This window comes from Streptomyces sp. NBC_00878 (genome assembly GCF_026341515.1).
GTDB lineage: Bacteria > Actinomycetota > Actinomycetes > Streptomycetales > Streptomycetaceae > Streptomyces.
Map to the genome: position 1 here is coordinate 9,084,242 of NZ_JAPEOK010000001.1, position 12,410 is coordinate 9,096,651.

Annotated in this window: 13 protein-coding genes; 12 read left to right on the plus strand and 1 reads right to left on the minus strand. The window is 70.2% G+C overall.

Translation table 11 applies throughout. The features are described 5' to 3' along the window. The first annotated feature begins 61 nt into the window (after window positions 1–61). The 10 genes from mltG to nusB all read left to right on the plus strand — a co-directional run bounded on the left by mltG (window position 62) and on the right by nusB (window position 9,614). On the plus strand, window positions 62–1,927 hold the full coding sequence (mltG, locus tag OHA11_RS39470) for an endolytic transglycosylase MltG (protein WP_266504734.1): 1,866 nt from the start codon (window positions 62–64) through the stop codon (window positions 1,925–1,927). Further along, window positions 1,905–2,756: a shikimate dehydrogenase gene (locus OHA11_RS39475; RefSeq protein WP_266504737.1), complete on the plus strand. Its 852-nt coding sequence runs from the start codon at window positions 1,905–1,907 to the stop codon at window positions 2,754–2,756. The genes mltG and OHA11_RS39475 overlap by 23 nt, the downstream gene beginning before the upstream one ends. A 68-nt stretch (window positions 2,757–2,824) precedes the next feature. Beyond that, window positions 2,825–3,094, plus strand: a complete 270-nt coding sequence (locus OHA11_RS39480; protein WP_266504739.1) for a hypothetical protein — start codon at window positions 2,825–2,827, stop codon at window positions 3,092–3,094. Window positions 3,095–3,263: 169 nt separating this feature from the next. Then, window positions 3,264–4,448, plus strand: coding sequence for a chorismate synthase (gene aroC / locus OHA11_RS39485; RefSeq protein ID WP_266504741.1), 1,185 nt, complete (start codon window positions 3,264–3,266; stop codon window positions 4,446–4,448). 29 nt (window positions 4,449–4,477) lie between these two features. Next, window positions 4,478–4,960, plus strand: a complete 483-nt coding sequence (locus OHA11_RS39490; protein ID WP_266507768.1) for a shikimate kinase — start codon at window positions 4,478–4,480, stop codon at window positions 4,958–4,960. After that, window positions 4,957–6,048 (plus strand): 3-dehydroquinate synthase, encoded by a 1,092-nt coding sequence (aroB, locus tag OHA11_RS39495; RefSeq protein ID WP_266504744.1) that lies wholly within the window; start codon window positions 4,957–4,959, stop codon window positions 6,046–6,048. The genes OHA11_RS39490 and aroB overlap by 4 nt, the downstream gene beginning before the upstream one ends. Window positions 6,049–6,336: 288 nt before the next feature. Continuing rightward, window positions 6,337–7,263 carry a Pro-rich N-terminal domain-containing protein gene (locus tag OHA11_RS39500; RefSeq protein ID WP_266504745.1) on the plus strand — a complete coding sequence of 309 codons (927 nt, stop codon included), beginning with the start codon at window positions 6,337–6,339 and terminating at the stop codon, window positions 7,261–7,263. A 182-nt stretch (window positions 7,264–7,445) separates the two neighbouring features. Further along, the gene (locus OHA11_RS39505) at window positions 7,446–8,552 is read left to right on the plus strand and encodes an aminopeptidase P family protein (protein WP_266504748.1); all 1,107 of its coding nucleotides are present in this window, start codon (window positions 7,446–7,448) and stop codon (window positions 8,550–8,552) included. A 58-nt stretch (window positions 8,553–8,610) separates the two neighbouring features. Continuing rightward, window positions 8,611–9,177, plus strand: coding sequence for an elongation factor P (gene efp, locus OHA11_RS39510; protein WP_266504749.1), 567 nt, complete (start codon window positions 8,611–8,613; stop codon window positions 9,175–9,177). A gap of 2 nt (window positions 9,178–9,179) precedes the next feature. Further along, window positions 9,180–9,614 carry a transcription antitermination factor NusB gene (nusB, locus tag OHA11_RS39515; RefSeq protein ID WP_143635383.1) on the plus strand — a complete coding sequence of 145 codons (435 nt, stop codon included), beginning with the start codon at window positions 9,180–9,182 and terminating at the stop codon, window positions 9,612–9,614. 292 nt (window positions 9,615–9,906) lie between these two features. Here the strand turns inward: nusB and bldD are convergent, their stop codons facing one another. Further along, window positions 9,907–10,407, minus strand: a complete 501-nt coding sequence (gene bldD / locus OHA11_RS39520) for a transcriptional regulator BldD (RefSeq protein ID WP_266504756.1) — start codon at window positions 10,405–10,407, stop codon at window positions 9,907–9,909. A 242-nt stretch (window positions 10,408–10,649) separates the two neighbouring features. On the opposite strand from bldD, the gene pyrR reads away from it, so the two are divergent. Both pyrR and OHA11_RS39530 read left to right on the plus strand, forming a co-directional pair. After that, a complete protein-coding gene (gene pyrR, locus OHA11_RS39525) occupies window positions 10,650–11,240 on the plus strand; it encodes a bifunctional pyr operon transcriptional regulator/uracil phosphoribosyltransferase PyrR (RefSeq protein WP_266504759.1) in 591 nt (196 codons plus the stop codon). Between the two features lie 139 nt (window positions 11,241–11,379). Continuing rightward, window positions 11,380–12,408 carry an aspartate carbamoyltransferase catalytic subunit gene (locus OHA11_RS39530; protein ID WP_266504762.1) on the plus strand — a complete coding sequence of 343 codons (1,029 nt, stop codon included), beginning with the start codon at window positions 11,380–11,382 and terminating at the stop codon, window positions 12,406–12,408. The last annotated feature ends 2 nt before the right edge of the window (window positions 12,409–12,410 follow it).

A 12,410-nucleotide genomic window follows, 5' to 3' on the forward strand; every position in this document is an offset into this window, starting at 1 on the left:
GGCGGACGGGAGCCGAGCCACAGCCACTACGCGACCGCCGCCTCGCGGCTCTAGGGGATCGATGACTGAGTATGGCCGGGGCCCAGGCTCCGAACCGTGGCATCCGGAGGACCCGGCTTACGGGGACGGCGGATGGGGAGGACAGGAGGCCCACGCGGCCCAGTCCCCCTACGGCGGCCAGCCGCAGCACCACCCGCAGGAGCCGCAGCAGCCGCAGCAGCAGTACGGCGACTGGGGCTCGGGCCAGCAGGCCGGCTACGACCAGGGGCAGCAGCAGTACTACGCCCAGGGTCACCAGCAGCAGTACACCCAGAACCAGCAGTACGGCGGCCAGCCCCAGCAGCAGTACAACGGCCAGGGCGGGCAGGCGTATCAGGACCAGAGCGGTCAGCAGTACGGCGGCGGCCAGCAATACAACAACGGTGGTCAGCGGTACAACAACGGTGGCCAGCAGTACAACAACGGCGGGCAGCAGTACAGCGATGGCCAGCAGCACAACGGGGGCTGGGACAACACGGGGCAGCAACACCAGCAACAGCCCCAGCAGCAGCCCCGGGTCCCGTACGGCGTCGATCCGAACGATCCCTACGGCGGCCAGTCCGCCGCGTACGGCGGTCAGCGGCCCGACCAGTACGGGACCCCCGACGCGTATCCGCCGCCGCAGCCGCCGAGCCGCCGTCGAGCCGAGCCGGAACCGCCGCCGACCGACTGGGATCCGGGCCCGGACCAGGGTGAGCACGCGTTCTTCGCGGGCGGCAACGACGAAGATGATGACGACGCCGATGACGAGGCCAACGGCCGTCGGCGGGGCAAAGGCGACAAGGGCAGCAAGGACACCGGCAAGAAGAAGGGCCGGAGTGGCATCGGCTGCATGGTCCTGGCGCTTGTCTTCACCGGAGTGATCGGCGGGGTCGGCTACTACGGCTACCAGTTCTACCAGGAGCGTTTCGGCGCGGCGCCCGACTACGCGGGCGACGGCACGAGCGAACAAGTGACCGTGGTGATTCCCAAGGATGCCTTCGGGTCGGTGATCGGCCAGAAACTGAAGGCGGCGGGTGTCGTCAAGAGTGTGGACGCCTTCGTCTCCGCGCAGGCGTCCAACCCGAACGGGGACAAGATCCAGCCGGGCTCCTATCTGCTCAAGAAGGAGATGTCCGCCAAAAGCGCTGTCGCGCTGATGCTCGACCCCAAGAGTCAGAGCAGCCTGGTGGTCAAGGAGGGGCAGCGGAACGGCGCGGTGTACGCGGCGATAGACAAACAGCTGGGTGTCGCCGCGGGCACCACCAAGGACGTCGCGAAAAAGAAGTTCAAGAGCCTCGGACTTCCGGACTGGGCGAACAGCGACAGTGACATCAAGGATCCGCTGGAAGGATTCCTCTACCCGGCGACCTATCCCGCCGCCAAGGGTATGAAGCCCGAAACGGTCCTGAAGGAAATGGTGGCACAGGCCAATAAGGAGTACGCCAAGTACGACCTGGAGACGAAGGCCAAGGAACTCAACCTGAAAGACCCGTTGCAGGTCATCACGGTTGCGAGCCTGGTTCAGGCCGAAGGCATCACGAGCCAGGACTTCAAGAAGATGGCCGCCGTCGTCTACAACCGCCTGAAGTCGACGAATACCATCACCAACCAGAAACTCGAATTCGATTCGGCGTACAACTACCTTAAGGGTCAGAGCAAGATCGATATCGTCACGAGCGAGATCCGCAACTACGACGACCCGTACAACACGTACTTCTACAAGGGTCTTCCGCCCGGGCCGATCGGAAACCCGGGTCAGGAGGCGCTGAAGGCGTCGGTGAGTCCGGACAGCGGTGCGTGGATGTTCTTCATCTCCGTCGACGGGAAGAAGACGGACTTCACCAAGACCTTGAGCGAGCACGAGAAACTGGTTCAGGAATTCAATGCACGGCGCAACAAGGACTGACGGGGACCGGCGCTGTCGGGCCGCTGTTCTCGGTTCCCCGATCGCCCATTCCCTCTCCCCGGTGCTGCACCGCGCCGCATACGCGGAACTGGGCCTCGATGGCTGGTCGTACGACCGTTTCGAGGTCGACGAGGCGGCCCTGCCCGGATTCGTCGGGAAACTCGGTTCCGAATGGGCCGGTCTGTCGCTGACCATGCCGCTGAAGCGGGCGGTGATCCCCCTGCTCGACGAGATCAGCGAGACCGCGGCCGCCGTCGAGGCCGTGAACACGGTCGTGTTCACGGAGGACGGGCAGCGCCTCGGCGACAACACCGACGTGCCCGGGATGGTCGCAGCCCTGCGGGAGCGGGGCATCGAGCAGGTGGACTCCGCGGCGATCCTCGGCGCGGGCGCCACCGCCTCCTCCGCGCTCGCCGCACTCGCGCGGATCTGCACGGGCGAGGTCGTCGCGTACGTACGCGGCGAGGCGCGCGCCGCCGAGATGCGGCAGTGGGGCGCGCGGCTCGACGTAGAGGTGCGTACGGAGGATTGGGCGGACGCGGCGCATGCCCTGCGCGCGCCGCTCGTCATCGCCACCACCCCGGCGGGTACCACCGACGACCTGTCGGCCGCCGTCCCGGAGCGGCCCGCCACGCTCTTCGACGTGCTGTACGACCCGTGGCCCACCGCACTGGCGGCCCGCTGGTCAGGGTACGGAGGCGCCGTCGTCAGCGGCCTCGACCTGCTCGTGCACCAGGCCGTGCTCCAGGTCGAGCAGATGACCGGGCGAGGACCGGCGCCGCTGGACGCCATGCGCGCAGCGGGCGAGAAGGCGCTCGCGAGCAGGTAGGACGGGCCGATACGATGCGGCCTTTGGTTCCGCAGGGGCGGAACTCGGGGGAGCCGGGGGGCTGATCCATGCATGTGACGCTGGCGTCGTGGAAGTCGGAGATATTCGAGGCCGTGCTCGGCTTCCTGCCGGACTGGGTGCAGATGACCGCACTCGGGCTCGTGGTGGTCGCCGTGCTCGCGACCTGGGCCTACAAGCTGAAGCACAAGCTCGCCTACCGACGGGCGGTGCGCGCGGGCCAGCCCGTCCACGCTGCGGCGCAGTACGGGCAGGGCCGCGGCGCCGACTACCTCGGTGTCTACGCACCCCCGTCCCGCCAGGACGACGCCACGACCTGACCGCGTCGCCGTCCGCCTGATGGACCTGCGGCGGGGCAGGGGGCGCGGACGTGGGAGGATCGTGGGTGGCGGGCCAGGGCCGCGCACCCGGTCGCGCCGTCGCCGTACGCGAGGACACGCGTACGCAAAGGCAGTACGCAGTACCAGGGCGCGAGCATGAGGAGCACCGTTGAGCAGGTTGCGCTGGCTGACCGCGGGGGAGTCCCACGGTCCCGCACTTGTCGCGACGCTGGAGGGACTTCCCGCCGGCGTGCCGATCACCACGGAGATGGTGGCGGACCACCTGGCCAGGCGGCGCCTCGGGTATGGACGCGGCGCGCGCATGAAGTTCGAGCGCGACGAGATCACCTTCCTGGGCGGCGTGCGGCACGGTCTCACGCTGGGCTCCCCGGTCGCGATCATGGTGGGCAACACCGAGTGGCCCAAGTGGGAACAGGTCATGTCGGCCGACCCCGTCGACCCGAAGATCCTCGACGAGCTGGCGCGCAACGCCCCGCTGACCCGGCCCCGGCCCGGCCACGCCGACCTCGCCGGAATGCAGAAGTACGGCTTCGACGAGGCCCGGCCGATCCTGGAGCGGGCTTCCGCGCGCGAGACCGCAGCCCGAGTCGCTCTCGGCGCCGTGGCGCGTTCGTACCTCAAGGAGACGGCAGGCATCGAGGTCGTCTCGCACGTCGTCGAGCTGGCCGCCGCGAAGGCGCCGTACGGCGTCTACCCGACCCCCGCCGACGTGGCGCGGCTCGACGCCGACCCGGTGCGCTGCCTCGACGCCGACGCGTCGAAGGCGATGGTCGCGGAGATCGACCAGGCCCACAAGGACGGCGACACGCTCGGCGGCGTGGTCGAGGTCCTCGCGTACGACGTGCCGGTGGGTCTCGGCTCGCATGTGCACTGGGACCGGCGGCTCGACGCCCGGCTCGCGGCCGCGCTCATGGGCATCCAGGCCATCAAGGGGGTCGAGGTCGGCGACGGCTTCGACCTGGCGCGGGTGCCGGGCTCCAAGGCGCACGACGAGATCGTCCGGACCGACGAAGGCATCAGGCGGACCTCCGGGCGCTCCGGCGGCACCGAGGGCGGCCTGACGACCGGCGAACTCCTGCGCGTACGGGCCGCCATGAAGCCCATCGCGACGGTGCCGCGCGCACTGGCCACCATCGACGTGGCGACCGGTGAGGCGACCAAGGCGCACCACCAGCGCTCGGACGTGTGCGCGGTGCCGGCCGCGGGCATCGTCGCCGAGGCCATGGTGGCGCTGGTCCTCGCGGACGCGGTGGCGGAGAAGTTCGGCGGCGACTCCGTGCCCGAGACGCGGCGCAACGTCGAGTCGTACCTCCAGAACCTGGTCGTGCGGTGAGCGCTCCGCGCGTGATCCTGGTCGGCCCCATGGGGGTCGGCAAGTCCACGGTCGGCGCCATGGTCGCGGAGCGGCTCGGCTGCGTCTACCGGGACACCGACGACGACATCGTGGCCGAGCAGGGCCGCACCATCGCGGACATCTTCGTGGACGAGGGCGAGCCCGCCTTCCGCGCGATCGAGAAGCAGGCGGTCCGGCAGGCCCTGGCCGGGCACGACGGCGTACTGGCACTCGGCGGCGGCGCGATCCTCGACGCGGACACCCGGGCGCTGCTGGCCGGACAGCCCGTCGTGTACCTCTCCATGGACGTCGAGGAAGCGGTCAAGCGCACCGGCCTGAACGCCGCCCGGCCCCTGCTCGCCGTCAATCCGCGCAGGCAGTGGCGCGAGCTGATGGACGCCCGCCGCCACCTGTACACCGAGGTCGCGAGCGCCGTGGTGGCCACTGACGGACGCACCCCCGAAGAGGTCGCCCAAGCGGTCCTCGACGCACTGGAGTTGAAGAAGGCATGAGCGAGGCAGTGACGCGGATCCACGTCGGCGGCACGGCGGGCAGCGAGCCGTACGAGGTCCTGGTCGGCCGCCAACTGCTCGGCGAACTGGGCGCGTTGGTGGGAGAGAGGGTCAAGCGGGTCGCGGTGATCCACCCCGAGGCACTCGCCGAGACCGGTGAGGCGCTGCGGGCCGACCTGGCCGGGCAGGGCTACGACGCCGTCGCCATCCAGGTGCCCAACGCGGAGGAGGCCAAGACCGCCGAGGTCGCCGCGTACTGCTGGAAGGCGCTCGGACAGTCCGGCTTCACCCGCACCGACGTGATCGTCGGCGTGGGTGGCGGGGCGACCACCGACCTCGCCGGGTTCGTGGCGGCGACCTGGTTGCGCGGAGTGCGCTGGATCGCCATCCCGACCACCGTGCTCGGCATGGTGGACGCGGCGGTCGGCGGCAAGACCGGCATCAACACCGCCGAGGGCAAGAACCTCGTCGGTGCCTTCCACCCGCCCGCCGGTGTGCTGTGCGACCTGGCCGCCCTCGACTCGCTGCCGGTCAACGACTTCGTGTCCGGACTCGCCGAGATCATCAAGGCCGGCTTCATCGCCGACCCGGCGATCCTCGAACTCATCGAGGCCGACCCGCAGGGCGCCCGCACCCCCGCCGGACCGCACACCGCCGAGCTCATCGAGCGCTCCATCAAGGTCAAGGCCGAGGTCGTCTCGTCCGACCTGAAGGAGTCCGGGCTGCGCGAGATCCTCAACTACGGGCACACCCTCGCCCACGCGATCGAGAAGAACGAGCGCTACGAGTGGCGGCACGGCGCGGCGGTCGCGGTGGGCATGCACTTCGCGGCCGAACTGGGCCGGCTGGCGGGGCGCCTCGATGACGCGACCGCGGACCGGCACCGCACGATCCTGGAGTCCGTCGGGCTGCCGCTGAGCTACCGCTACGACCAGTGGCCGAGGCTCCTGGAGACCATGAAGGTCGACAAGAAGTCCCGCGGCGACCTCCTGCGCTTCATCGTCCTCGACGGCCTGGGCAAGCCCACCGTCCTGGAGGGCCCCGACCCGGCGGTGCTCCTCGCCGCCTACGGCGAAGTGGGCGATTAGCCCCCTTCGGTGGCACTTGGGGCGATGTGCCTTGTGCGGATGGGCACTTCGGGCCACTCCCCGCCGTTCACCAAACGGCGGCCTGGGAAGGTACCGTTCGGTAGGGAGCGGGGGTGGGTGACCCGCTGCCAGCGCCGATTTGCCTGCCGCGAGCGAGCTGAAGGGGCGCTTCGGTGTCGAGGACGAGCGCGCGGACGCCCGAAGGGCTGAGCACGGTCGGCTTCTCGACACCGGCCGAGGCGCCCCGGAGGCGAGTGAGCCAAAGAACACGAGACGGAGTGGCACCGGATGCAGCACGCAGTGGGGTCTCCGCTGCCGCCGCCCCACCAGCCGGGGCACGGACCGGCCGCCGGCTGGTTGCAGGCCGCACACCACCCGGGACCGCACCAACCGGGCGCACACCCGGGCCACGCGCCGGCGAGTCCGCCCGCGGGCCCCGCGCCCGTCGGCCCGCCGCCGGGCTTCGCCGGAGCACCGACCGGGCCCCCCGCCCCCCACCCGCCGGGCCACGCGCCCGCGCCGCAGCACGCGGTCCCGCACCCGCACCACGCCCCTCCGCCGCCGATGCCGGACACCACGGGTCACGTACAGCTGCCGCCGGGCGGCCCCGTTCCGATGCCGAGCGCGCCGCCCGCCGCGGGCACGGCCGATCCGACGTCCACGACCCTCGCCGTCCTGCTCATCGGGCCCGCCGGCGCCGGCAAGACGAGCGTCGCGAAGTACTGGGCGGACCACCGCAGGGTGCCCACCGCGCACATCAGCCTCGACGACGTACGCGAATGGGTGCGCTCGGGCTTCGCCGACCCGCAGTCGGGGTGGAACGACCACTCGGAGGCGCAGTATCGTCTCGCCCGCCGTACGTGCGGCTTCGCGGCCCGCAACTTCCTGGCCAACAACATCTCGTGCATCCTCGACGACGCCGTCTTCCCCGACCGCCCCGTCGTCGGCCTCGGCGGCTGGAAGCGGCACGTCGGTCCCGGCCTGCTGCCGGTCGTCCTCCTGCCGGGCCTGGAGATAGTCCTGGAGCGCAACGCCGAGCGCTCCGGAAACCGCCGCCTCACCGACGAGGAAGTCGCCCGCATCCACGGCCGGATGGCGGGCTGGTACGGCTCGGGCCTGCCGATCATCGACAACTCCCAACTCGACGTCCCGCAAACGGCCCAAGTCCTGGACGACGTACTGGCCCGCTCAATCGCAAGCCCCCCGCAGTGGTAGGGGCCCAGAGGTAGGGGCCTGTTGAGGAGGGGCTGAGCACAGGCTCGCCTTTCAGGGGCGCGGGGAACTGCGCGACCAGCCCCCACCGGACCCGCACCCGATACACAACCTCCGGCCGCCCCCCGTCCCCCGCTCGGCGCCCCCAACCGGCGCCAACCCCGCGGAGCTCATACGCTCGGGTCATGTCACAGGTGTACGCGGCCCGCCGCGACCGGCTCCGCGAGCGCTGCACAGCGGGCGGCAGCGCCACCGCGCTGGTCTCCCGCCCCGCCAACGTCCGCTACCTCGCGGGCGTGGCCCCCCACGGCGCCGTTCTCCTGCTGGGCAAGAGCGAGGACCTGCTCGTGTACGGCGGTCCAACGGAAGCCTCGCTCGACGAGGGCCGACCGGACGAGGCCCTCCAGGTACACACGCTGCCGAGCCCCGGAGGCGACCCCGCCGTCGCCGCGGCGGACCTCGCCGCGGCCCAGGGCGCCGAGTCCCTCGCCGTCGAGGAGCACCACCTGACCGTGACCCGGCACCGGGCGATCGGCTCGGTGGCGCCCCGGCTGCGCCTCGGCGACCTCGGCGGGGCCGTCGAGCAGCTGCGTGTGGTCAAGGACGAGGAGGAGATCTCCTGTCTGCGTATCGGCGCGGAGATCGCCGACCAGGCGCTGAGTGAGCTCCTCGAATCCATCCTCGTCGGCCGCACCGAACGTCATCTCGCCCTGGAACTCGAACGCCGCCTCGTCGACCACGGCGCCGACGGCCCGGCCTTCACGACCTCGGTCGGCACGGGCCCGAACTCGGGGCGCCACGGCCACCGCCCCACCGACCGCCGGGTCGAGGAGGGAGATTTTCTCTCCGTCTGCCTCGGCGCGGTCTACCGGGGCTACCGCTGCGAGATCGGCCGCACCTTCGTCATCGGGACCTCGCCCGCCGACTGGCAGATCGAGCTGTACGACCTGGTCTTCGCATCCCAGCGGGCCGGCCGCGAGGCCCTCGTACCCGGCGCCGCCTACCGTGACGTGGACCGTGCCGCCCGCCAGGTTCTGGACTCCGCGGGCTATGCGGACGGCCTTCCTCCGCTGACCGGACACGGTGTGGGGCTCGAAATCGACGAGGACCCGCAGCTGGCCCCCGCGGCCATGGGTAAACTGGACGCTTGCGTGCCGGTCACCGTCGAACCGGGGGTCCACATCCCGGGCCGGGGCGGTGTCCGGATCGATGACACGCTCGTCGTGCGCCCCGAGGCGGACGGCGGACCCGAGCTACTCACCATTACGACCAAGGAGCTGCTCGCGCTCTAGCTTCCCGCTGTGCGCGTGTTCCGGGGTCGTCCACGTCAGTCCAGGAGATTCCGCAACCGTGGCTTCCACGAACGACCTCAAGAACGGCCTGGTGCTCAAGCTCGACGGGGGCCAGCTCTGGTCCGTCGTCGAGTTCCAGCACGTCAAGCCCGGCAAGGGCCCGGCCTTCGTGCGCACCAAGCTGAAGAACGTGCTTTCCGGCAAGGTCGTCGACAAGACGTTCAACGCCGGCGTCAAGGTCGAGACGGCCACTGTCGACAAGCGTGACATGCAGTTCTCGTACATGGACGGCGAGTACTTCGTCTTCATGGACATGGAGACCTACGACCAGCTCATGGTCGACCGCAAGGCCGTCGCCGACGCCGCCAACTTCCTTATCGAGGGCTTCACCGCCACGGTCGCGCAGCACGAGGGCGAGGTGCTCTTCGTCGAGCTGCCGGCCGCCGTCGAGCTGGTCGTCCAGGAGACCGAGCCGGGCGTGCAGGGTGACCGCTCCACCGGCGGCACCAAGCCCGCCACGCTGGAGACCGGCCACCAGATCCAGGTCCCGCTCTTCATCACCACCGGCGAGAAGATCAAGGTCGACACCCGCTCGAGCGACTACCTCGGCCGGGTGAACAGCTAACCGTGGCTGCCCGCAATACGGCCCGCAAGCGCGCCTTCCAGATCCTCTTCGAGGGTGACCAGCGCGGCGTGGACGTTCAGACGGTCCTGGGTGACTGGATCCGGCACTCCCGGACCGACACCCGGCAGCCGCCGGTGAGCGAGTACACGATGCAGCTCGTCGAGGGCTACGCGAAGTACGCGAAGCGCATCGACGAGCTCATCTCGCAGTACGCGGTCAGCTGGACCCTCGACAGGATGCCCGTCGTCGACCGCAACATCCTGCGCCTCGGTGCGTACGAGCTGATCTGGGTCGACGAGACCCCGGACGCCGTGGTGCTCGACGAGGCGGTGCAGCTTGCCAAGGAGTTCTCGACGGACGAGTCGCCCGCCTTTGTGAACGGCCTGCTCGGCCGGTTCAAGGAGCTCAAGTCGTCACTTCGGCGCGACGAAGTGTGAACGTGAGGGGGCCGCGCGTTTCGTTGTAGCGCGCGGGCCGTCCTGGGCTTGTCGCGCCCACGCGGCAGAGCCGCACAATGTCACAGCCCCGTGCCCCTTTGGCTTGGGGCGCTCCTGTACGGAACGAGGCTTGACGAAAGAACGCCGGAGGGCCCCAGCATCGCGCTGGGGCCCTCCGGCGTTCCGCAACCTCCAAGACGTCCTCTGCGGCCCGCAGAAAGCCGCCGGGGTGGCCGGAACCAGACGGTTCCGGCCACCCCGGCGGCACGTTTCTTCTCAGTCCCGGTACGGGTCAGACGTCCTCGTGGGAGACCGCCCGGCGCGCGTCGGAGTCCAGGACGCCCCAACTGATCAGCTGCTCGGTGAGGACCGAGGGGGACTGGTCGTAGATGACGGCGAGCGTGCGCAGGTCGTCCTGGCGGATCGACAGCACCTTGCCGTTGTAGTCGCCGCGCTGGGACTGGATCGTCGCCGCGTAGCGCTGCAGGGGGCCTGCCTTCTCGGCCGGCACGTGGGCCAGCCGTTCCAGGTCCAGGACCAGCTTCGGCGGCGGCTCGGCGGCGCCGCCCGGAGTGGTGCCCGGCAGCAGCTCCTGCACCGGCACGCCGTAGAAGTCCGCCAGCTCGGCGAGGCGCTGCACGGTCACGGCGCGGTCGCCGCGCTCATAGGAACCGACCACGACCGCCTTCCAGCGGCCCTGGGACTTTTCCTCGACGCCGTGGAGGGAAAGGCCTTGCTGGGTGCGGATGGCGCGGAGCTTGGCCCCGAGCTGTTTGGCGTATTCGCTGGACATATAGCTCCCCGGCACTGTGTCGACGTGCGGCTCGGCCGCGCGGCTGGTGACTCACTGTGAGGTTACGCAGCGTGACTCTGCCTCGTCAAGCCGAATGGTCCGGACCGACCCTTCCGTGGGAGGTGGTTACGGCTGGGGCCAAGGGGGTGATCAGGGACGTTGCCGGGCTGATACCGTGGGTGGCGCAATTCCGACGTCCTTTAATGATCCGTCCCGTGAGGCGGAGAAGGAGGTCCGTTTTTATGGACACAGAACAGCAGAAACAGCAGTACGAGTCCGATGCGCGGCCCGTTCTCGAAGGCCCCGACATCGCGCGGGTCCTGACCCGCATCGCCCACGAGATCGTCGAGCGCGCCAAGGGTGCCGACGACGTGGTGCTCCTCGGCATTCCGACCCGGGGCGTCTTCCTGGCCCAGCGGCTCGCCGCCAAACTCCAGGAGATCACCGACCGGAAGATCCCGGTCGGCTCCCTCGACATCACGATGTACCGCGACGACCTGCGCATGCACCCGCCGCGCGCGCTGGCCCGTACGGACATTCCCGGTGACGGCATCGACGGCCGCCTGGTCGTTCTCGTCGACGACGTGCTCTTCTCCGGCCGCACCATCCGCGCCGCCCTCGACGCGCTGAACGACATCGGGCGGCCGCGCGCGGTACAGCTCGCGGTCCTCGTCGACCGGGGCCACCGCGAACTCCCGATCCGCGCCGACTACGTCGGCAAGAACCTCCCCACGTCGTTGCGGGAGACGGTCAAGGTCCAGCTCGCCGAGGAGGACGGTCGCGACACCGTGCTGCTCGGTGTGAAGCGGACCGCCCGGCCCGGCGAGCAGTAGCGGCACTCAGCCGTACGTCCGCTCGTACGACCGACCCTGAGTGCGCCTCCGCGCGCCCGCGCCTGCCCGGCCGTGCCCTTCCCGGGGACAGCCGCAGGGCCCCGACTCCCGACCTGAACTGCCTTACGGAGCCTGACAGATGCAGCGTCATCTCATCTCGGCCGCCGACCTCACCCGCGACGACGCCGTCCTGATCCTCGACACCGCCGAGGAGATGGCCCGGGTCGCCGACCGGCCGATCAAAAAACTGCCGACCCTGCGCGGCCGCACCGTCGTCAACCTCTTCTTCGAGGACTCCACCCGGACGAGGATCTCGTTCGAGGCCGCCGAGAAGCGCCTCTCCGCGGACGTCATCAACTTCACCGCCAAGGGATCCAGCGTCTCCAAGGGCGAGTCCCTGAAGGACACCGCCCAGACCCTCGAAGCCATGGGCGTCGACGCCGTCGTCATCCGGCACGGCGCCTCCGGAGCCCCGTACCGGCTCGCCACCTCAGGCTGGATCGACGCCGCCGTCATCAACGCCGGTGACGGCACCCACCAGCACCCCACCCAGGCCCTGCTCGACGCCTTCACCATGCGGCGCCGGCTGGTCGGCCGGGACGCGGGCATCGGCCAGGATCTGGCGGGCAAGCGCATCACGCTCGTCGGCGACATCCTGCACAGCCGGGTGGCCCGCTCGAACGTCGACCTGCTGCACACCCTCGGCGCCGAGGTCACCCTCGTGGCCCCGCCGACGCTGGTGCCCGTCGGCGTCGAGTCCTGGCCCTGCGAGGTCTCGTACGACCTCGACAGCACGCTCTCCAAGTCCGATGCCGTGATGCTGCTGCGGGTCCAGCGCGAGCGGATGAACGCGGCGTTCTTCCCGACCGAGCGCGAGTACTCGCGGCGCTACGGACTCGACGGCGACCGGATGGCGAAGATGCCCGAGCACGCCATCGTGATGCACCCCGGGCCGATGGTCCGCGGGATGGAGATCACGGCCGAGGTCGCCGACTCCGACCGCTGCACCGCCATCGAGCAGGTCGCCAACGGAGTCTCGATCCGGATGGCCGTGCTCTACCTGCTGCTCGGCGGCAACGAACCCGCCGTCGCCCACCCGTCGCCCACCACCACCCTTGCATCGAGGCGCTCCGCGCCCGCCTCCGAATTCCGTACCGAGGAGAAGTAAGT

Coding starts and splice junctions, on each gene's coding strand:
- aroB (WP_266504744.1), top strand. CDS start 4,957: ATGAGCGAGGCAGTGACGCGGATCCACGTCGGCGGCACGGCGGGCAGC.
- OHA11_RS39490 (WP_266507768.1), top strand. CDS start 4,478: ATGGGGGTCGGCAAGTCCACGGTCGGCGCCATGGTCGCGGAGCGGCTC.
- OHA11_RS39505 (WP_266504748.1), top strand. CDS start 7,446: ATGTCACAGGTGTACGCGGCCCGCCGCGACCGGCTCCGCGAGCGCTGC.
- OHA11_RS39530 (WP_266504762.1), top strand. CDS start 11,380: ATGCAGCGTCATCTCATCTCGGCCGCCGACCTCACCCGCGACGACGCC.
- OHA11_RS39480 (WP_266504739.1), top strand. CDS start 2,825: ATGCATGTGACGCTGGCGTCGTGGAAGTCGGAGATATTCGAGGCCGTG.
- mltG (WP_266504734.1), top strand. CDS start 62: ATGACTGAGTATGGCCGGGGCCCAGGCTCCGAACCGTGGCATCCGGAG.
- OHA11_RS39475 (WP_266504737.1), top strand. CDS start 1,905: ATGCACGGCGCAACAAGGACTGACGGGGACCGGCGCTGTCGGGCCGCT.
- pyrR (WP_266504759.1), top strand. CDS start 10,650: ATGGACACAGAACAGCAGAAACAGCAGTACGAGTCCGATGCGCGGCCC.
- OHA11_RS39500 (WP_266504745.1), top strand. CDS start 6,337: ATGCAGCACGCAGTGGGGTCTCCGCTGCCGCCGCCCCACCAGCCGGGG.
- bldD (WP_266504756.1), bottom strand. CDS start 10,407: ATGTCCAGCGAATACGCCAAACAGCTCGGGGCCAAGCTCCGCGCCATC.